The organism is Halopolyspora algeriensis (assembly GCF_003337235.1).
GTDB lineage: Bacteria > Actinomycetota > Actinomycetes > Mycobacteriales > Pseudonocardiaceae > Haloactinomyces > Haloactinomyces algeriensis.
Genome location: NZ_QPJC01000011.1, coordinates 17,540 through 36,433, shown reverse-complemented (window position 1 = coordinate 36,433; position 18,894 = coordinate 17,540). Strand labels below are relative to the sequence as shown.

21 protein-coding genes are annotated in these 18,894 nt (G+C 68.3%); all 21 read right to left on the bottom strand.

The window, feature by feature from the left end; all coding sequences use genetic code 11:
* Positions 1–3: 3 nt before the first annotated feature.
* Positions 4–1,221, bottom strand: coding sequence for a hydrogenase expression/formation protein HypE (gene hypE / locus DFQ14_RS15975; RefSeq protein ID WP_246195602.1), 1,218 nt, complete (start codon positions 1,219–1,221; stop codon positions 4–6).
* Positions 1,218–2,345: a hydrogenase formation protein HypD gene (gene hypD, locus DFQ14_RS15970; protein WP_114454103.1), complete on the bottom strand. Its 1,128-nt coding sequence runs from the start codon at positions 2,343–2,345 to the stop codon at positions 1,218–1,220. The genes hypE and hypD overlap by 4 nt, the downstream gene beginning before the upstream one ends.
* Positions 2,346–2,381: 36 nt before the next feature.
* Positions 2,382–2,654, bottom strand: coding sequence for a HypC/HybG/HupF family hydrogenase formation chaperone (locus tag DFQ14_RS15965; protein WP_114454102.1), 273 nt, complete (start codon positions 2,652–2,654; stop codon positions 2,382–2,384).
* A gap of 140 nt (positions 2,655–2,794) precedes the next feature.
* Positions 2,795–3,508 (bottom strand): NifU family protein, encoded by a 714-nt coding sequence (locus DFQ14_RS15960; RefSeq protein ID WP_114454101.1) that lies wholly within the window; start codon positions 3,506–3,508, stop codon positions 2,795–2,797.
* 70 nt (positions 3,509–3,578) lie between these two features.
* A complete protein-coding gene (locus tag DFQ14_RS15955; protein ID WP_114454100.1) occupies positions 3,579–4,307 on the bottom strand; it encodes a D-sedoheptulose-7-phosphate isomerase in 729 nt (242 codons plus the stop codon).
* A 5-nt stretch (positions 4,308–4,312) separates the two neighbouring features.
* Positions 4,313–4,552 (bottom strand): HypC/HybG/HupF family hydrogenase formation chaperone, encoded by a 240-nt coding sequence (locus DFQ14_RS15950; RefSeq protein ID WP_114454099.1) that lies wholly within the window; start codon positions 4,550–4,552, stop codon positions 4,313–4,315.
* Positions 4,549–5,172 (bottom strand): D-sedoheptulose-7-phosphate isomerase, encoded by a 624-nt coding sequence (locus DFQ14_RS15945; protein ID WP_114454098.1) that lies wholly within the window; start codon positions 5,170–5,172, stop codon positions 4,549–4,551. Before DFQ14_RS15945 ends, DFQ14_RS15950 begins: the two co-directional genes overlap by 4 nt.
* Before the next feature lie 430 nt (positions 5,173–5,602).
* The gene (locus DFQ14_RS15940) at positions 5,603–5,965 is read right to left on the bottom strand and encodes an RNA polymerase-binding protein RbpA (protein ID WP_114454097.1); all 363 of its coding nucleotides are present in this window, start codon (positions 5,963–5,965) and stop codon (positions 5,603–5,605) included.
* Between the two features lie 103 nt (positions 5,966–6,068).
* Entirely contained in the window at positions 6,069–6,305 is a 237-nt protein-coding gene (gene secG, locus DFQ14_RS15935) for a preprotein translocase subunit SecG (RefSeq protein ID WP_114454096.1), read from the bottom strand.
* A 103-nt stretch (positions 6,306–6,408) separates the two neighbouring features.
* On the bottom strand, positions 6,409–7,194 hold the full coding sequence (gene tpiA / locus DFQ14_RS15930) for a triose-phosphate isomerase (RefSeq protein WP_114454095.1): 786 nt from the start codon (positions 7,192–7,194) through the stop codon (positions 6,409–6,411).
* 2 nt (positions 7,195–7,196) lie between these two features.
* Positions 7,197–8,399, bottom strand: a complete 1,203-nt coding sequence (locus DFQ14_RS15925) for a phosphoglycerate kinase (RefSeq protein WP_179951596.1) — start codon at positions 8,397–8,399, stop codon at positions 7,197–7,199.
* Between the two features lie 265 nt (positions 8,400–8,664).
* The gene (gene gap / locus DFQ14_RS15920; protein WP_114454093.1) at positions 8,665–9,675 is read right to left on the bottom strand and encodes a type I glyceraldehyde-3-phosphate dehydrogenase; all 1,011 of its coding nucleotides are present in this window, start codon (positions 9,673–9,675) and stop codon (positions 8,665–8,667) included.
* A gap of 123 nt (positions 9,676–9,798) precedes the next feature.
* Positions 9,799–10,827, bottom strand: coding sequence for a DNA-binding protein WhiA (whiA, locus tag DFQ14_RS15915; RefSeq protein ID WP_114454092.1), 1,029 nt, complete (start codon positions 10,825–10,827; stop codon positions 9,799–9,801).
* Positions 10,818–11,780, bottom strand: coding sequence for a gluconeogenesis factor YvcK family protein (locus DFQ14_RS15910; protein WP_114454210.1), 963 nt, complete (start codon positions 11,778–11,780; stop codon positions 10,818–10,820). Before DFQ14_RS15910 ends, whiA begins: the two co-directional genes overlap by 10 nt.
* Before the next feature lie 50 nt (positions 11,781–11,830).
* Positions 11,831–12,709 carry an RNase adapter RapZ gene (rapZ, locus tag DFQ14_RS15905; protein ID WP_114454091.1) on the bottom strand — a complete coding sequence of 293 codons (879 nt, stop codon included), beginning with the start codon at positions 12,707–12,709 and terminating at the stop codon, positions 11,831–11,833.
* Complete coding sequence (uvrC, locus tag DFQ14_RS15900; RefSeq protein ID WP_114454090.1) at positions 12,706–14,838, bottom strand: excinuclease ABC subunit UvrC; 2,133 nt, start codon at positions 14,836–14,838, stop codon at positions 12,706–12,708. The genes rapZ and uvrC overlap by 4 nt, the downstream gene beginning before the upstream one ends.
* 52 nt (positions 14,839–14,890) lie before the next feature.
* The gene (locus DFQ14_RS15895; RefSeq protein ID WP_246195601.1) at positions 14,891–15,913 is read right to left on the bottom strand and encodes a beta/alpha barrel domain-containing protein; all 1,023 of its coding nucleotides are present in this window, start codon (positions 15,911–15,913) and stop codon (positions 14,891–14,893) included.
* A 38-nt stretch (positions 15,914–15,951) separates the two neighbouring features.
* Positions 15,952–16,413: a PH domain-containing protein gene (locus DFQ14_RS15890; RefSeq protein WP_114454089.1), complete on the bottom strand. Its 462-nt coding sequence runs from the start codon at positions 16,411–16,413 to the stop codon at positions 15,952–15,954.
* Positions 16,410–16,910: a 6,7-dimethyl-8-ribityllumazine synthase gene (gene ribH / locus DFQ14_RS15885; RefSeq protein ID WP_114454088.1), complete on the bottom strand. Its 501-nt coding sequence runs from the start codon at positions 16,908–16,910 to the stop codon at positions 16,410–16,412. Before ribH ends, DFQ14_RS15890 begins: the two co-directional genes overlap by 4 nt.
* Positions 16,907–18,175: a bifunctional 3,4-dihydroxy-2-butanone-4-phosphate synthase/GTP cyclohydrolase II gene (locus tag DFQ14_RS15880; protein ID WP_179951595.1), complete on the bottom strand. Its 1,269-nt coding sequence runs from the start codon at positions 18,173–18,175 to the stop codon at positions 16,907–16,909. Before DFQ14_RS15880 ends, ribH begins: the two co-directional genes overlap by 4 nt.
* Before the next feature lie 60 nt (positions 18,176–18,235).
* Positions 18,236–18,883: a riboflavin synthase gene (locus tag DFQ14_RS15875; protein WP_114454086.1), complete on the bottom strand. Its 648-nt coding sequence runs from the start codon at positions 18,881–18,883 to the stop codon at positions 18,236–18,238.
* Positions 18,884–18,894: the final 11 nt, after the last annotated feature.

Here is an 18,894-nt window from a genome sequence, read left to right as displayed (position 1 = left end):
TCGTCAGCAGATTCGCGGCAGGGGGTCTCCCACGAGCAGGTCGACGATGCGCGTTCCCCCGAAGGCGGTGTTGAGCAGCACCAGGCCCGGCGGGTCCTCCCCGATCCGGCCGATCACCGCCGCATCGGAGCCCACCGGGTGTGCGCGCATGGCCGCCAGGGCCGCCTCGGTCTGCTCCCCGTCGACGACAACGACGATCCTGCCCTCACAGGCGACGTAGAGCGGGTCGATCCCGAGCAGTTCGGAAGCTCCGCGCACCTCGGTGCGGACCGGCAGCCGGTCCTCGTCGACCACCACGGCCACCTTCGAGGCCGTGGCGACCTCGTTGAGAATGGTCGCCACACCGCCGCGCGTCGCGTCGCGCATCGCCCGGACACCGGGCACCGAGTGCAGCAGATCCGCGGTCAGGCCGTGCACCGGGGCGGTGTCCGAGGCGAGGTCGGCGTCGATGTCGAGCTCACCGCGGGCCAGCATCACCGTGATGCCGTGATCGCCGAGGGGGCCGGACACCAGCACCGAGTCCCCGGTCCGCACCGTGTCGATGCCCAGCTCGTGTTCGGTGTCGATCACCCCGACACCGGTGGTGTTGATGTAGCAACCGTCCGCCTTGCCGCGCTGCACCACCTTGGTGTCCCCCGTGATCACCTGCACTCCCGCCGCCTGTGCCGCGGCGGCCATGGACTTCACGATGCGTGTCAGGTCGGCGACCGGGAAACCTTCCTCGATGATGAAGCCCGCCGACAGGTACAGCGGCCTCGCACCCGAGACCGCGAGATCGTTGACCGTGCCGTTGATGGCGAGGTCCCCGATATCGCCGCCGGGAAAGAACAGCGGAGACACCACGAACGAGTCGGTGGTGACGGTCAGGCGTGAGCGGCCGACCGCGAATTCGGCACCGTCCTCCAGACGCTGGAGCAGCGGGTTGCGGAAGTGCTCCAGAAAGACCGCCTCGATCAGCGTCTGGGTCGCCTTGCCGCCCGCGCCGTGGGCCAGCGTGATCCGCTCTTCCTTGATCTTGGCCTTGCGATTCCTGGCCTTCTCGATGCGCTCGAGAACCTGTTGCTCGCGATTTCGGGATTCCTCGTCCGGCCTCCGGGCGGCATGGTCGGGCTCGGTTCGAGCGTGATGCTCGGCCATCGCCTCCTCGACCCAGTTGGCCGGGTGTGCCTGCGCGCCGACGCCGGAGAGCTGCTCCGGCGAGTGGTCGTGGTCGGCGGTCATACCCTGCTCGCCTCCTTGACGCGTTCCCGGCTGAAGCGGCCGAAGTTGTAATAGGCCGCGCAGGCACCCTCGGGCGAGACCATGCAGGTTCCGATCGGGGTCTCCGGTGTGCAGGCGGTCCCGAACACCTTGCATTCCCACGGTTTGAGCACGCCCTTGAGAACCTCTCCGCACTGGCACGCCTTGGGGTCGGCCACCCGGATACCGGGCAGCTCGAACCGGCGCTCCGCGTCGAAGTCGGCGTACCGCTCGCGCAGCCGCGTGGCCGAGTGCGAGATGAACCCGAGGCCCCGCCACTCGAAGTACGGGCGCAGCTCCATCGTCTCGTTGATCGTCCGCAGCGCCACGGGATTGCCGTCCCACGGAACCACGCGCCGGTACTGGTTCTCGACTTCGCAACGTCCCTCGGTGAGCTGCAGCATCAGCATGTAGATCGACTGCAGCAGGTCGAGCGGTTCGAATCCGGCCACGACGAGCGGCTTGCCGTAGTCCCGGGCGATGAATTCGTAGGGGCGGCACCCGATCACCGTCGAGACGTGGCCGGGACCGAGGAAACCGTCCAACCGCAGATCCGGCGAGTCCAGGATCGCCTTGATCGCCGGGATGATGGTGACGTGGTTGCAGAACACCGAGAAGTTCCGCAGCCCCTCGGCCTCGGCCCGCAACAGCGTCATCGCGGTGGAAGGAGCCGTCGTCTCGAACCCGATCGCCATGAACACGACCTGCTGGTCCGGGTTCTGCCGGGCGATCTTCAGTGAATCCAGCGGCGAGTACACCATGCGGATATTGGTGCCCTCGGCGTTGGAGTCGAAGAACGATCCGTTGCTTCCCGGCACCCGCATCATGTCGCCGAACGAGGTCATCAGCACGCCCGGTTGGCGCGCGATGTGGATCGAATCGTCGATGCGCCCCATCGGGATGACGCAGACGGGACAACCCGGACCGTGCACGAGCTCGATGTTCTCCGGGAGGTAGTCCTCCAGACCGTGCTTGTAGATGGTGTGGGTGTGACCGCCGCACACCTCCATGAACTTGTACTGCCTCCCCGGCTCGCACAAGTCGGCGATTTTCGCGGAGAGTGCGCGCGCCTTCTCGGCATCACGGTACTCGTCGACGAAACGCATACGTGTCAGCTCCTTCGAGCGTGGGTCCGGCCGGCCTCATTCGATCCAGGACTGCTGCAGAGCCTCGAGTTCATCGGTGTAGGCATTTCCGATGTCCTCCAGAAATTCCAGAACCGCCTGGGCCTCTTGCTCGTCGATCTTGGACAGTGCGAATCCGACATGAATCAGGACCCACTCGCCCGGTACGGGAGAGTCGTCACCGAGCAGCCCGATGTTGATACTGCGGCGCACCCCGCTGACATCCACTTTGGCCAGCTCGGGGCGGTCGGGAAGAATTTCGATGATCTCACCGGGGATCGCCAGGCACATCGCTCTCCTCACATCCGCCTGGTTGTGATGTAGCCCCGCACGTCCGGCCCGATCGTCCGGACGAAGACAGCGGTCAATCCGATCACCGCGGACCAGAGGAACAATCGTCGAAACACGGCACACCTCCGAGAAATCGTCACTCACACACCGGCCTGTTCGACCGGACGTCGTTCCGGCACGCCTTCCGCGGGCAACGCGACATGCACGGTTCCGTCACCCGGCAGCAACGGCAGCGGCATCAACTGCAGAGCGGGGCGCCGCTCACCACGGCCGGCCAGCCGCACCTCGTAGCGCTCCGGGCATGCGGGACATCCCAGCACGGCGCCGTCCAGCCGCCCGCCGGACAGCTCGGCGGTGCAGGAAGGGCAGCGGTCACGGTAGGCGTAGAGCACCCCGCCCGCATTGCAGAAAAGCACGGATTCGCTACCCACGATCACCGACCTCAGGTCGCCGGCGGCAAGGCCGTGGGCCTCCTCGACGACTTTCCACGGAGAGGCCGCGGCCCCGGAGTCACCACCGACCTCGACCTCTGCGGAGATCAGCGGAAGCAACGGGCGCCCGCCGGGACCGGTTCCGGACGGCGGTTGCCAAGCCAGGGCTCCCTCCACGTCGATGTCGGTGATCTCGGGCGCAGCCCGGCGGATCGTGTCCTCGATGACCAGCTTGGTGGTCACGGCCGAGAACGGGCACTCGTGGCAGTTGTCCCGCAACCGCAGGCGCACCGTGGTCCCGCCCTCGATGCTCAGCAGCTCGACCTCACCGGAATGCGACCTCAGGTAGGGTCGGGCCCTGTCGAGAGCCTCGAGGACCCGTCCCTCGGTTCGTACCGCGCTCGCCTCGTTCCTGTCGCTCATCGGCGCTCACCGGCCCATATCCGGCCGGCCACGGGGCGCCGGTGCGATACCGGGGTTCGTCCGCGGCGGTTCATGTCCCGATCTCCTCGCTCGCCCGGGCAGGTTCCTGCACGGTCTCGGCGGTCTGCTGCTCGTCGGCCAGGCAGCGCAGGGTGAGTTCCCACAGCGCGTGATACAGCGTCGTCTGCGCCTCCTGGATCCGGTGCACCGACGGCGACGGAACCACGAACAGGTGGTCGACGCTGTCCGACTCGGCCATCCTGCCGCCCTCGTAGCCGGCGATTCCGATGGTCAGCAGCCCACGCCGGTGCGCCTCGTCGAAGCCGCGCAGCAGGTTCGGCGAGTTGCCACTGGTCGACATCCCCACCGCGATGTCGTGTCGCCGGCCGAAGGCTCCGATCTGACGGGCGAAGATCACGTCGAAACCGACATCGTTGCACAGCGCCGTCACCACGGCGATGTCGCTGGTCAGCCCGATGGCGGGCAGCGGGCGCTCGTCGGGGCCGGGGTGCAGGAACAGGCTGGCCATGTCCTGGGCATCGGTCGAGCTCCCGCCGTTGCCGAACGCCAGCAGCCTGCCGCCCGCGCGGAATCCCTCGGCCATCGCCGTCGCGCAGTCGACGAGCTTCTCCCCCTCGTGGTGGCGCACGTGGCTGCGCAGTTCCAAGATCTCGCGCGCCTTGTCCCGGGTGGACTGCTGCACATCGCGGAGCACGGCTTCGACGTCGCCTTCGGAGGTGGTCAAAAACGGATACAGCGCGGTGGCGTCGCCGGCCGGGTCGTCGTGTGAACTCCGCACAGTGGTTACTCCTTCACGATCGCGATGGCCTCGCTCGCGTGGACGAGGACGGTGTCACCGACCCGGGCCGACACGAGAGCGACGCTGATTTCCTCCTGCCCCGCTGCGGTGTCCACGACGGCGAATCCGTCGTCGAGCAATCGCACGACAGTGACCGCAACGGCCTCGTCGGAGCACGTCACACAGGTATCGCCGTGGCAGGCACGCCCGGCGGGAACGGGATCGGGAAGCGGGGTGGGATTCATGCGGGCACTTCCGGGGTGAGTGCGCCCGGATGCTCGAAGAAGACGTGCACCAGCTCCCACAGGATGTGATACATCGTCACGTGGACTTCCTTGATCACGCGCGGATCGTCGGCGCGTGCGGTGAGAACGTGATCGATGTCGGCCCGGCCGATCGTCCCGCCATCACCACCGGCCATGCCGATCGTGAGCAGCCCCCGGTTCCGGCTTTCCCGCAGCCCGCGCAGCACGTTGGTGCAGTTGCCGTCGGTGGAGATCCCGAGCGCGATATCGTTCGGATCCGCCAGGTGGCGCACCTGGTGCGCGAACACCTCGTCCAGCCCCTCCCCATTGGCCACACCGGTCACCGTCGCGACATCGGAGGTGAGCGAGATGGCGGGCAGAGCGCGTTTGCCCACGATCACGGGGTGGACGAATTCGACCGCGACGTGTTGCGCGTCGGTACTGGGCCCACCATTACCGAAAACGACGAGCTTTCCGCCGTGATGGAAGCGCCGCGCCATGGCATGACAGGTTCGCGCGACACTTTCCGCGTTCGCGAGCACATGATTGATCGGTTCGACCCTGCGCTCGAAAAGCCGATCGACGGATTCGAGCGCGCCGATCCCGGACGACCACGCCATCGTCGGTCACTTCCTCGTGCGGTGGAGAATGCAGCGCTTTTCAAGCTAGATCGGCAATCCGGACCGTACAACTCGACCCCACCGGAAACCCCCGGTCGAGGGAATCGATCAAAAACGAATGCATTTCTCGCACGAGATTTGACGATTCACCCGGCACGAATACCCGAAAGCGCCGACGCATGATCCGGTGATCGACAATTTTCGATCTTGCTCGCAGCGCTCCGGGTCTCGTTTTCACCCGCACGCGAGACGTACCACGGGAAGGCGGGAACGGTTCTTCCGCCACACATCCGTTCTCTCGCCGGCCGACGACGATCGCGACCGGACCCGCGTCCTCGGTGGCACACACGGCATGCGGCGGGCCGGGCGAGGACCCCTCGCCCGGCCCGCCGCGAATCACCGTCCACGACACGACCGACCGGGTCGTGTTTCAGAAGCTCCCGGTGGGGCGTTGACGCCCCTTGCGTTCCCCGAGCTTGCTCAGCGCCTCGTCCAGGAGGGCCATCCCGTCGGCGTCACTGCGACGTTCCTTGACGTAGGCCAAGTGGCTCTTGTACGGCTCGTGCCGGTGAGGAGCCGGCGGGTTGCCCTCGTCCCGGCCTGCCGGGAGCCCGCAGCGCGGGCAGTCCCACAGCTCCGGAACCTCGGCGTCCACGGCGAACCAGGGCTGCACGTGGTGACCGTTGTCGCACCAGTAGTCCACCCGCTGCCGCGGCGCCGCCTCTCCGCGCTGCACCTCGCCCATCGGGCCCGCACCGAGACGCGTGCCCCGGATCGTGCTGTCACCGGTCATATGTCCTCCCACCAAGCCGCCCGTTCACCGGTCGATAGCCGGCCTGCCGCACCCCACGGCCGTCCGAAGGGGGATCGATCCGGCCGGGCACGCCCGGAAGCAATCAGCCGTTCAGCTTGATCAGCAAGCCGGTGCCGACGATGGAGATGACCCACAACGCGATGACGAACAGGGTCACTCGGTCGAGGTTCTTCTCCGCCACGCTGGAGCCCGCCAGGCTGGACTGCATACCGCCACCGAACAGCGAGGAGAGCCCGCCACCCTTGGCCCGGTGCAGCAACACCAGCAGCACCAGCAGCACACTTGTCACGAGCAACAGGATCCGCAGGAAAAGTGTCATACCGTCCTCGTTCGCACAGCGGTTCGCGGCCACAGCCTACCGGGTCGGGGTGCCCGGGGAGGAACGGCCGTCCGGCTCACCGCTTCCTCCCCGGAGGAGGACGTCATGGCAGCGGGCCGCCCGCGGCCATCGCGCTCATCTTGGCGAATTCGTCACCGTTGAGGCTGGCGCCGCCCACGAGGCCGCCGTCGATGTCGGACTGGCCGATCAGCTCGGTGATGTTGCTCGACTTCACCGAACCCCCGTAGAGAACCCGCACCTCCTCGGAGACCTCCGTGCCGTACTTGTCGGCCAGCGCGGTCCGCAGGGCCCCGCACACCTCCTGCGCGTCCTCGGCGGTGGCCACCTTCCCGGTACCGATCGCCCAGACGGGCTCGTAGGCGACCACGGTCCTGCGGACCTGATCGGCCTTGAGCCCTTTGAGCCCGTTGAGGAGTTGGGTGGTGCAGTGCTCGACGTGGTTGCCCGCCTCGCGGACCTCCAGCTGCTCACCGACGCACAGGATCGGCGCCATGTCGTTCTTGAGCACCGCACGGGCCTTGCGGTTGATCAGTTCGTCGGTTTCGGCGTGATGCTCCCGGCGTTCCGAGTGCCCCACCACCACATAGCTGCAGCCGAGCTTGGCCAGCATCGGTGCGGACACGTCACCGGTGTAAGCGCCGGAGTCCTGGTCGGAAACGTCCTGCGCCCCGTACCGGAGCAGCAGCTTGTCGCCCTCGACCAGCGTCTGCACGCCGCGCAGGTCGGTGAACGGCGGCAGAACCGCCACCTCCACCTTGTCGAAGTACTTCTCCGGCAACGCGAAGGCCACCTTCTGCACCAACGCGATGGCTTCGAGGTGGTTCAGGTTCATCTTCCAGTTACCGGCGATCAGGGGTTGCCTGGCCATGCTCAGCCTCTTCCTTCCAGGACCGCGACACCGGGGAGTTCCTGCCCTTCCAGGAATTCGAGGGAGGCCCCGCCCCCGGTGGAGATGTGCGAGAAACCGTCCTCGGGCAGTCCCAGGCTGCGCACGGCCGCGGCCGAGTCACCTCCGCCGACGACGCTGAACGCATCGGAATCCGCGATGGCACGGGCCACCTTCCGGGTGCCTTCGGCGAACGCGGCGAATTCGAAAACCCCGGCAGGACCGTTCCAGAACACCGTGCGTGCCGTGCCGAGCAGCTCGGCGAACCGATCTGCGCTCCGCGGTCCGATGTCCAGACCCTGCCAACCGGTGGGGATGGATTCCGCGGGCACCACCTGGGTCTGCGCATCGGCGGCGAACCGGTCGGCGACCACGACGTCCACCGGCAGGACGAGCTTGTCACCGTGCTCGTCGAGCAGTTGCCGCGTGGAGGCGATCTGATCCTCCTGCAGCAGCGAGCCGCCGACATCGTGGCCCTGGGCCGCCAGGAAGGTGTAGGCCATGCCCCCGCCGATGACCAGTTTGTCGACCTTCGGCAGCAGCGCGGTGATCACGCCGAGCTTGTCCGAGACCTTCGATCCGCCCAGCACGACGACATAGGGGCGCTGCGGGTCCCCGGTCAGCGTCCGCAGGACGTCGACCTCGTCCAGGACCAGGCCGCCCGCGAATCCCGGCAGCTTCTTCGCCACGTCGTAGACCGAGGCCTGCTTGCGGTGCACGACGCCGAAACCGTCGGAGACGAAAGCGGCATCGCTGCCGACCAGGCCCACCAGGTCGTCGGCCAGACCCTCGCGCTCGGCGTCGTCCTTGCTGGTTTCCCGCGCGTCGAAACGGACGTTCTCCAGCAGGGCGACCGAGCCGTCGGCCATCCCTCTCACGACGGCATGGGCCGAGGAGGCCACCACGTCGTCGGCCAGAGCCACTTCGGCGCCGAGCAGCTCACCGAGCCGGCGAGCAACCGGAGCCAGGGAGAACTGCGGATCCGGCGCCCCCTTCGGGCGACCCAGATGGGCGGTGACCACGACCCGCGCGCCGGCGGAGGCGAGCTTGTCGATGGTCGGCACGGACGCCCGGACACGGCCGTCGTCGGTGATGGTCTCGCCGTCCAGGGGGACGTTGAGGTCGGCACGCACGAGCACGTACCGGCCCTGCACCCCCTCGGAGAGCAGATCGTCGAGGTTTTTCACGCCTGTCGCTCCTCGCCAAGGTTCCGGGAAAAGTCGATCCCGGCCGAAAACGGTCCGAATGGGCTCTTCCAGGGCAGTTCCGCAAGCGGTGCCATCCGCTTTCACCATGCACGCAACCGGCACCGCCGCGGGTTCTCAGGCGTCGCCTCGCGCGGACAGCCCCGACGTGGTGTGGGTGGCCACATGATGTCGGGGATCCCACAGTCGAGGCGGCGCCTGAGGTTCCGCTGAGCATGCCGCTACGAAACGGCCCTGGTACCTCGAATCAGGACAGCTTCGAGCCGACCAGATTGGCGAGATCGGCCAACCGGTTGGAGTAACCCCACTCGTTGTCGTACCAACCGACGATCTTGACCTGGTTGCCGATCACCTTGGTCAGCGGCGCATCGAAGATCGTCGAAGCCGGGTCGGTGACGATGTCGCTGGAGACGATCGGCTCCTCGCTGTAGCGCAGAATGCCCTTGAGGGCGCCCCCGTTGGCGGCCGCCCGGAATGCCTCGTTGACCTCCTCGGCCGTGGCATCGGTGTTCAGCGTGGCGGTCAGGTCGGTGACCGAGCCGGTCGGCACCGGCACGCGCATCGCGTAGCCGTCCAGCTTGCCGTTGAGCTCCGGCAGCACCAGACCGATCGCCTTGGCCGCACCGGTGCTGGTGGGCACGACGTTGACCGCCGCGGCACGCGCACGTCGCAGATCCTTGTGCGGGCCGTCCTGCAGGTTCTGATCCGCGGTGTAGGCGTGCACCGTGGTCATCAGGCCGTTGTCGATGCCGAAGGAATCGTTGAGCACCTTGGCCATCGGCGCCAGGCAGTTCGTGGTGCAGGACGCGTTGGAGATGATGGTCTGCGAACCGTCGTACTGGTCGTCGTTGACGCCGAGTACCACGGTCATGTCCTCGCCCTTGGCCGGAGCGGAGATGATGACCTTCTTGGCGCCACCCTCGTCGACGTGCTTGCGAGCGTCGGAGGCCTGGGTGAAGAAACCGGTGGACTCGACGACGACGTCCACGCCGAGGTCGGACCAGGGCAGCTTGCCCGGGTCCTTCTCGGCCAGGATCTTGATGGTCTTGTTGCCCACCTGGATGCCCTCGTCGGTCACCCTGACCTCTTCGGCGAGCCGACCCAGCACGCTGTCGTTCTTGAGCAGGTGCGCCATGGTCGCGACATCGCCCAGGTCGTTCGCGGCGACGACCTCGATGTCGTGATCGCTGGCGGCCGCCGCACGCCAGAAATTCCGTCCGATCCGACCGAAGCCGTTGATCCCTACGCGAACGGTCACGCCGATCTCTCCTCGTGACTGACCCGGCCGGCAACGCGGCGGGTGAGCGGTTGATGGACTCGCCACCACCCTATCGCTCGACCGGGCGGGTCCGCGCGGCCGGGAGCCGGGATCGTGCAGGTCTCACACCTCGGCCTGGGCATCGGTGCGCGCGGAGGTGTGCGTGGCGGTGTGGGCATCCAGCATTTCGGCCGTCACCGCGGACTCGGTGTCCGGCACGTCGAGCTCGCGGGCACGCTTGTCCGCCATCGCCAGCAGCCGCCGGATCCGCCCGGCGACGGCGTCCTTGGTCATCGGCGGGTCGGCGAGCTGTCCGAGCTCCTCCAAGGACGCCTGCCGATGTTCCAGACGCAGCCGACCCGCGACGAGCAGGTGCTCCGGCACCGAGGACCCCAGCAGTTCCAGGCCGCGCTCGACCCGTGCCGCGGAGGCCACGGCCGCGCGGGCCGAGCGTCGCAGGTTCGCGTCGTCGAAGTTGGCCAGGCGGTTGGCGGTGGCGCGGACCTCGCGCCGCATACGGCGTTCCTCCCAGGACAGCACGCTCGTGTGCGCCCCGAGGCGGGTCAGCAGCGCCCCGATGGCATCCCCGTCGCGCACCACGACCCGGTCCGCTCCCCGGACCTCCCGCGACTTCGCCTGCACCTCCAGCCTGCGCGCGGCCCCGACCAGCGCCAGCGCCGACTCCGGTCCCGGGCAGGTCACCTCCAGTGACGACGACCGGCCGGGTTCGGTCAGCGACCCGTGCGCGAGGAACGCACCGCGCCACGCCGCCTCTGCGTCGCAGGCGCCTCCGGACACGACATGCGCGGGCAGCCCGCGCACCGGGCGTCCCCTCGGGTCCAGCAGGCCGGTCTGGCGGGCCAGGCTCTCGCCGTCCCGGACCACGCGCACCACGTAACGCGTGCCCTTGCGCAAGCCTCCCGACGTGATCATGTGCACGTCGGAGTGGTGACCGAACAGCTCGTGAATCTCCCCACGCAGTCGCCGCGCGGTGGAACCGGTGTCCAGCTCGGCTTCCACCACCACGCGTCCCGCCACGATGTGCAGGCCGCCGGCGAAGCGCAGCAGTGAGGACACCTCGGACTTCCGGCAGCATGCCTTGGTCACCGGCAACCGGCTCAGCTCGTCTTTGACCGCCGAGGTCATCGCCACCAATCCGTCCTCCTCTCCAGTGCGGCCGCCAGGCACGCCGCCAACGCACCGGGCTCGTGCCTGCCCGGTGATGCCGATGTGGCGACCTGATCAAGCAAAGTCTGCGCACCCAGCTCCGCCGCCGCAGCGCGAAGACGATCAGGAGTGGGCACGGAAGCCGTATCCGCCAGGACCGCGTCCACCCGCAGTCGCGGTGCGTGCTGTGAGAGTACGTGGAGGTGTTGTTCCGGTGAGAAGCCCGCGGTCTCTCCGGGCTGGGGGACGAGATTGAGCACGACGAGGCGGTGAGCCCGTGTGGTCACCAGCGCCTCGCGCAGTTCGGGCACCATCACATGCGGAAGAACGCTGGTAAACCAGGATCCGGGGCCGAGTACCACCACGTCGGCGTCGAAGACGGCACGGACCGCCTCCGGGGTGGCGATGGGCTGCTTGCGTTGCCCGTCGGTCGTGAAGAGACGAATTTCTTTTACCCGACCGGGTGTACTTGCAATCGCGACTTGTCCCCGGATCGTGCGAATCGCTCGGGGGTCGGTGTCCAACCCGGTGACGTCGGCCTCCATGTCCACCGGCGCGGCCGACATCGGCAGCACCCTGCCCCGAACCCCGAGCAGGCAGCAGGCCTGATCCAGCACCTCGACCGGGTCCTCCAGCACTTCGAGCAACCCCGCCAGCACGAGATTGCCCACCGCGTGCCCGGCCAACGCGCCGTTGCCGCCGAAGCGGTGCTCGAAGACCTGCGACCACATCTGCCCGGACGTGTCGGCCGACGACAGGGCGGCCAGTGCCTTGCGCAGATCTCCCGGAGGCAGCATGCCCAGTTCGCGACGCAGTCGACCCGAGGAGCCACCGTCGTCGGCGACCGTGACCACGGCGGTCACATCGGAGGTCAACTGCCGCAGCGCGGCCAGGCTCGCCTGCAACCCGTGGCCGCCCCCGAGCGCCACGGCGCGCAACGGGCGTTCGGTCCGCGCCGTGGTGTCGGGGCGGCCGTCCTGCTCGACACTCACTCGCGCCCCAGGTCCCGGTGAACGGTCTTGACCTGCACCCCGTCCTCGTCGGCCAGGCGTCTGGCCAGCTCCTCGGCCAGTGTCACGCTGCGGTGCTTGCCGCCCGTACACCCCATGGCCAGCGTCAGGTACCGCTTGCCCTCCCGGTGATAGCCGGCACCGACCAGCCGCAACAGCTTCTGGTACTCGCGCAGGAACTCCTCGGCCCCTTCCTGACCGAGCACGTAGTTGCGCACCTCGTCGTCGAGACCGCTGAACTCGCGCAGTTCCGGGATCCAGAAGGGATTGGGCAGAAACCGGCAGTCCATCACCAGATCGGAGTCCATCGGCAGGCCGTACTTGTAGCCGAAGGACAGCACGGTCACGCGCGTGTTGGTGGTCATCTCCGTGCCGAAGGCATCCTCGATCTTGGCACGCAGCTGGTGCACCGACAGTCCCGTCGTGTCCAGGACCAGGTCCGCCTCGGCTCGCAGCTTCGACAGCAGCGACCGCTCGGCGGCGATCCCGTCGGCCAGCCTGCCCCCGCCCTGCAGTGGATGTTCCCGGCGGACCTGCTCGAAGCGCCGGACGAGGACCTCGTCGGTGGCCTCCAGGAACAGCACCCGGGGTTTGTAGCCGCGCGCGTCCAGGTCCTTGATGACCGATCCGAGGTCCTCGGTGAACGCCCTGCTGCGCACGTCCATCACCACGGCGACCTTGGTGATGGCACCGCTGGAGCGGGCTCCGAGTTCGACCATCGTCGAGATCAGTTCCGGCGGCAGGTTGTCCACGACGAACCAGCCGAGATCCTCCAGACACTTCGCAGCGGTACTCCGGCCCGCCCCCGACAGACCGCTGACCACCGCCACTTCGATGCCCGACTGCTCCTCGTTCAATGCCCCTCCCCTTCGGTCCGGTCCGATGCCCCGTCCGTCGAGACCCCGTCCTTCGAAGCCCCGTTCAGGGACTCCCGGACCGTCTCGGCGGTTTTCCGCCCGAACCCGGGAACCGCGCTGATCTCGTCGACGCCGGCCTGCCGAATCTTGCGCACCGATCCGAAATGCTTCAGCAGCGCCGCCTTGCGCGTCTGCCCCAGGCCCGGGATCGCATCCAGTTCGGAGCTTGTCATGCGTGTGGACCGTTTCTGCCTGTGATAGGTGACCGCGAAGCGGTGAGCCTCGTCACGGACCCGTTGTAGCAGGTAGAGCGCCTCACTGGTGCGAGCGAGGATCACCGGGTCGGGTTCTGCGGGCAACCACACCTCCTCCAGCCGCTTGGCCAGACCGATCACCGCCACGTCGGTGATCCCCAGCTCCGCCAGCGCATCGGCGGCGGCGTTGGCCTGCGGTGCGCCGCCGTCGACGACCAGCAGGTTCGGCGGGTAGGCGAACTTGCGCGGGCGCCCCGTCCCGGGGTCGATACCGGGATTCGGCTCGGTGTTGTCGGTCACCGGCTCGTCTCCCGCCGCCGGATCACCGTTCGCGGCAGCGTCCTCGGCCGCGAGGGCGGCGGTGGCGTCGGGTTGCACACCCTGGGGGGTGGCTTCGGATGCGAAAGCGCCGGCCTCGGAGCCGGCTCCCCCCTCGGCCCCGGTCTCGGCCTCTTTGAGGTAGCGGGCGAAGCGGCGCCGGACGACCTCGGCGATCGAGCCGACGTCGCCGCCTTCGGCGCCCTGGCGGATCGAGAAACGTCGGTACTCGGACTTGCGGGCAACGCCGTCCTCGAACACCACCAGCGAGGCGACGACGTCGCTGCCCTGGATGTGGCTGACGTCGACGCATTCGATCCGCAGCGGCGCGCTGTCGAGGGCCAGGGCCTCCTGCAGTTCCTGCAGGGCCGCCGACCTGGCCGTGATGTCCCCGGCCCGGCGCAGCTTGTACTGGGCGAAGGCTTCCTTCGCGTTGCGCTCCACGGTTTCCAGCAGGGTGCGCTTGTCGCCGCGCTGCGGCACGCGCAGGGTGACCCGGCTGCCCCGGAGGCCGCTGAGCCATTGCCCGACCGCGTCGGGATCCTCGGGCAGCTGCGGCACCAGCACCTCGCGCGGCACGGGGCTGCCCCCTCCGGCGTCGGCCTGCTCGGCCAGGGAAGCCTGCTCACCGTAGAACTGGGTGAGGAACTGCTCGGTCAGTTCCGTGGTCGAGGTCTGTTCGACCTTGTCGATCACCCACCCGCGCTGCCCGCGCACGCGCCCGCCGCGGACGTGGAACACCTGCACCGCGGCGGCCAGCTCGTCCTCGGCGAAGGCGGCCACGTCGGCGTCGGTGCCGTCGCCGAGCACGACGGCCTGCTTCTCCATCGCCCGGCGCAGCGCCTCCAGGTCGTCGCGCAGCCGCGCGGCCCGCTCGAACTGCAGCTCCTCGGAGGCCTGCTGCATCTCCTTGTCGAGCCTGCGCATCATCGCGTCCGTGCGCCCGGCCAGGAAGTCGCAGAAGTCGTCGACGATGGCGCGGTGCTGATCGGCGTCGACGCGACCGACGCAGGGCGCCGAGCACTTGTCGATGTAGCCGAGCAGGCACGGCCGCCCGATCTGCGCGTGGCGCTTGAACACCCCGTCGGAGCACGTGCGGGCCGGGAAGACGCGCAGCAGCATGTCCAGGGTTTCGCGGATGGCCCAGGCGTGGGCGTACGGGCCGAAGTAGCGCACGCCCTTCTTGCGCGGGCCCCGGTAGACGTGCAGGCGCGGGTACTGCTCGTGCAGCGTCACGGCCAGCACCGGATAGGACTTGTCGTCGCGGTAGCGGACGTTGAACCGCGGATCGAACTCCTTGATCCAGGAGTATTCGAGTTGCAGTGCCTCGACCTCGGTGTTGACCACGGTCCACCGCACCCCGGTCGCGGTGGTCACCATCTGCCGGGTGCGCGGATGCAGGCCGGAGAGATCGGCGAAGTAGGAGGCGAGCCTGCTGCGCAGGCTTTTCGCCTTGCCGACGTAGATGACGCGCCCCTCGGCGTCGTGGAAGCGGTAGACGCCGGGGGCGTCCGGGATCGTCCCGGGAGCTGGTCGGTAGGTGGACGGGTCGGCCACGCCCCCACCCTACGTGCGCGCGACACGCCCGGGCGCGTTGGTGGGGCGGCGCTCAGCGCCGGGGCGGTTCGTAGTGCTCGATGCGCTTGAGCAGGCGACGGATCCGCGCGGCATGCAGCGGGGACAGCGCGTAGCCGGGGTAGCTGGCGAACCAGCTCGCGCTGCCGAGGCTGACCGCATCGGCACCGGCCCAGAAGTACTCGCGACAGTCGTCGAAGCTGCGGATACCGCCGGTGGCGATGATCGGCAGCGTCACCCCGGCGTCGCGCAGCTCGGAGATCACCCGCAGACCGACCGGCTTGATCGCACGGCCCGACAGCCCGCCGAAACCGTTGCTCAGCAGTGGTTGCCCGGTGTCCGGATCCAGCCGCAGACCCTTGACGGTGTTGATCGCGGTGAGCGCCGAGACCCCGTGCGCGGCGGCCAGTCGAGCGTGGGCGAGGTAGTCGTAGTCCGGGGAGAGCTTGAGGATGACCGGGTGGTTGCTGCGCGGCACCGCCTCGGCCAGTACCTCCTCGATGATGCCGTTGAAGTCGAAGTTGACGTTGTGGCAGGAGACGTTGAACTCGACGGCGGCGATCTCGCCGGTCGGCACGGCCGCGTTGATCCTGTCGACCAGGGTCACGAATTCCTCGGCGGAGAAACCGCCCACCGAGATGATCCTGTTCTGCTCCCGGGTTCGGGGGTAGTAGTCGCGCAGGTAGGCGTCGATACCGACGTTGCACCAGCCGAAGGCGTTGAGCCAGCCCCCGTCGACCTGCTGAAGCACCCGGCCGTAGCGACGCAGCAGTCCGGGCAGCTCGTTGAGGTTCCAGTCGTCACGCAGGACGAAATGCCCCTCGCGGGGCTGCAGGGTCAGGGTCCGGGTCGTGACCGCGCCGAAGCGTTCCAGCGGAACGAAGGTGGAGATGGGGCTCATGCCCCAGCGAAACAGCGGCTTGTTGGCCACCCCGTAGCCGAGCAGGCTGGAGGAGGTCACGAGCCGATTGCGCAGCGCGATGTCACCGAGCCGCACCGCGGGCTCGCGCGGTTCGTCCCGGACCAGCCGCAGATTCCGCTCCTGGGTCACGCTCACGATCGCTCTCCTCGTACCGGCGCCGGCTCGGGCGCCCTTCACTCGATGTGGCCGATGTGGCGACGGAGTTCGCGCAGTTCCCGCATCGCCCGAACCGCGTGCTCACCGTCGAACGCCTGGATCGCCAGGATCGGTTCGTACTCGTCGTCGGGCAGGTCCACCCGTGCCCACCCCGCACCGTCGGGGAAACTCACCCCCTCGACTTCCGGCCAGGTGTAGTGATGCGTGTTGATGGTGTTGCGGACTTCGATCCCGCTCTCGTCCGCGCGCATCCGCGGCCGCATCGGCAGCAGGATGATGCCTGCCAGCACCGCCCCGATTCCCACCATCGCCACCTGGTCGGACACGGTGAAAAACACGCCGGTCGTGGAGTTCTGCAGAAAGATCCCGGCGACCGTGCACACGATCAGCACCAGCGCCGCCACGGGAATCACCAGGCGGCGGACCTTGCGCGGTCGGGCCACCACGGTCGTGCCCGCACCGTCGGCAGGCGCACTCACAGGAACCCTCCCTCGCGACTCCACCCACCGCGCAGCTCCTGCAGCACCCGTGCGGTCTCCAGAGCAGCGACGGTGGCTTCGAATCCCTTGTCCTCCACGGATTCGGAGAACCCGGCACGGTCCATGGCCTGCTGCTCGCTGTCACAGGTCAGCACACCGTTGCCCACCGCCGTGGACTCGTCCAGTGCCACCCGCGTCAGGCCGGAGGTCACCGACTCGCACACGTACTCGAAGTGCGGCGTTCCTCCGCGAATCACCACACCCAGCGCGACCACGGCGTCGTTCTGGTGGGCAAGCTGCTGGCAGACCACCGGCAGCTCGACCGAGCCCGGCACCCGCACCACGGTGGGCTCGTCGATACCGGCCTCCCCCGCGGCCGTCAGGGCACGCTCGAGAAGCCGGTCGCTGATGCTCGCGTGCCAGCGAATCGCGGCGATGCCCAACCGCAGGTCCCCGACCTGCGGAACCGCGGCTTCCGGGCGGCCCTGCCTGCTCATGCCGTCACCTCCGAGTCACCGCCGATCGAGGAGTCCTCGCCGTCGCCGAGATGGTCCAGCTCGTGGCCCATCCGGTCCCGCTTGGTACGCAGATAGCGGAGATTCTCCTCGTTCGGACGGATCGGCAATGGTTCACGGCCGACGATACGCAGGCCGTAGCCCTCCAGGCCGATCCGCTTGGCGGGATTGTTCGTCAGCAGCCGCATCGACCGGATGCCGAGATCGTAGAGGATCTGCGCGCCCTGCCCGTAGTCACGGCCGTCGACGGCCATTCCCAGTTCGAGGTTGGCATCGACGGTATCGGCACCGCTGTCCTGCAGCTGGTAGGCCTGCAGCTTGTGCATCAGGCCGATACCGCGCCCCTCGTGCCCGCGCATGTAGAGCACGACACCACGCCCGGCTTCGGCGACCTTGGCCATCGCCGCGTCGAGCTGCGGGCCGCAGTCGCAGCGCAGCGAGCCGAGTACATCTCCGGTCAGGCATTCCGAATGCACGCGCACGAGGATGTCCTCGCCGTCGCCGATGTCGCCGTAGATCAGCGCCAGATGCTCGATCCCGTCGAGCAGGCTGTCGTAGCCGACCGTGCGGAAAGTGCCGTGCTCGGTCGGGATGCGCGCCTCGGCGACCCGCGCCACCTGCCGCTCGAACCGGCGGCGGTAGGCGATCAGATCCGCGATCGTGATCAGCGCGAGGTCGTGCTCGCCTGCGAAGACCTCCAGCTCGTCGCGAAGAGCCATCTCGCCTTCGCTCTTTTCGCTGACGATCTCGCACAGCGCCCCCGCCGACCTCAGGCCGGCGAGACGGGCGAGATCCACAGAGGCCTCCGTGTGCCCCGGCCTGCGGAGTACACCACCGTCGCGAGCACGAAGCGGGACGACATGGCCCGGCCGGTTGAGGTCTTTCGCCTCGGTGTCGGCATCGGCCAGGGTCTTGATCGTGCGGGCCCGGTCGGCGGCCGAGATCCCGGTGGTGACGCCGGTGGCGGCGTCCACCGTCACGGTGTAGGCGGTCCCACGCAAGTCCTGGTTCACGTGATACATCGGCGGCAGGTCGAGCCGGTCGCAGTCCTCACCGGTGAGCGCGACGCAGATGTAGCCCGAGGTGTAGCGCACCATGAACGCCACCAGCTCCGGTGTCGCCTTCTCCGCGGCGAAGATCAGATCGCCCTCGTTCTCGCGGTCCTCGTCGTCGACGACGATCACCGGCCGTCCGGCCGCGATATCGGCCAACGCACGCTCGATGTCGTCGAATTTCTCCGTGCTCACCTTGTTCGTACCCTTGCCGTCCCGTATCCCGTGTCCGAATGTCCCTCGTCCGGCAGCCTGTCACTGCCGTCCCGTGGCACCTCCATTGTCCTCTCGCTGCGGTGTGTGACCACGAGCGAGAGAGGTCAACTGTGGTTCGGCCAGTTTCTCGAGGTACTTCGCCAGCGCATCGACCTCGAGGTTGACCGGATCTCCGGGGTGCCGCAGGCCCAGCGTGGTGAGTTCCGCGGTGGTGGGGATGACGGCGACACCGAACTCCGTGGCTGCGGCATCCACCACGGTCAGGGAAACGCCGTCGACGGTGATCGACCCCTTCTCCACCAGGTAGCGCGACAGCCGTTCGGGCAGCTCGAAGCGGGTCAGACCATCGGAGTCGACGCTGAGCACCGTCGCGGTGCCGTCCACGTGCCCCTGCACGATGTGGCCACCGAGACGATCCCCCAGAGCCATCGCCCGCTCGAGATTCACGCGATCGCCTTCGCGCAGGCCGCCGAGAGTGGAGCGCTGCAGCGTCTCGCCGACCACATCCGCGGTGAACCGGCCGTCCGAGATCTCGACCACCGTCAGGCACACGCCGTTGACGGACAGCGAGTCACCGGGCTTGGCGTCCGCGGTCACCACCGGTCCGGACACCGTGAGCCGAGCACCGTCGGCCAGTGATTCGATCGCGGTGATCGTGCCGAGTTCCTCGACGATCCCGGTGAACACGTGACGCCCTC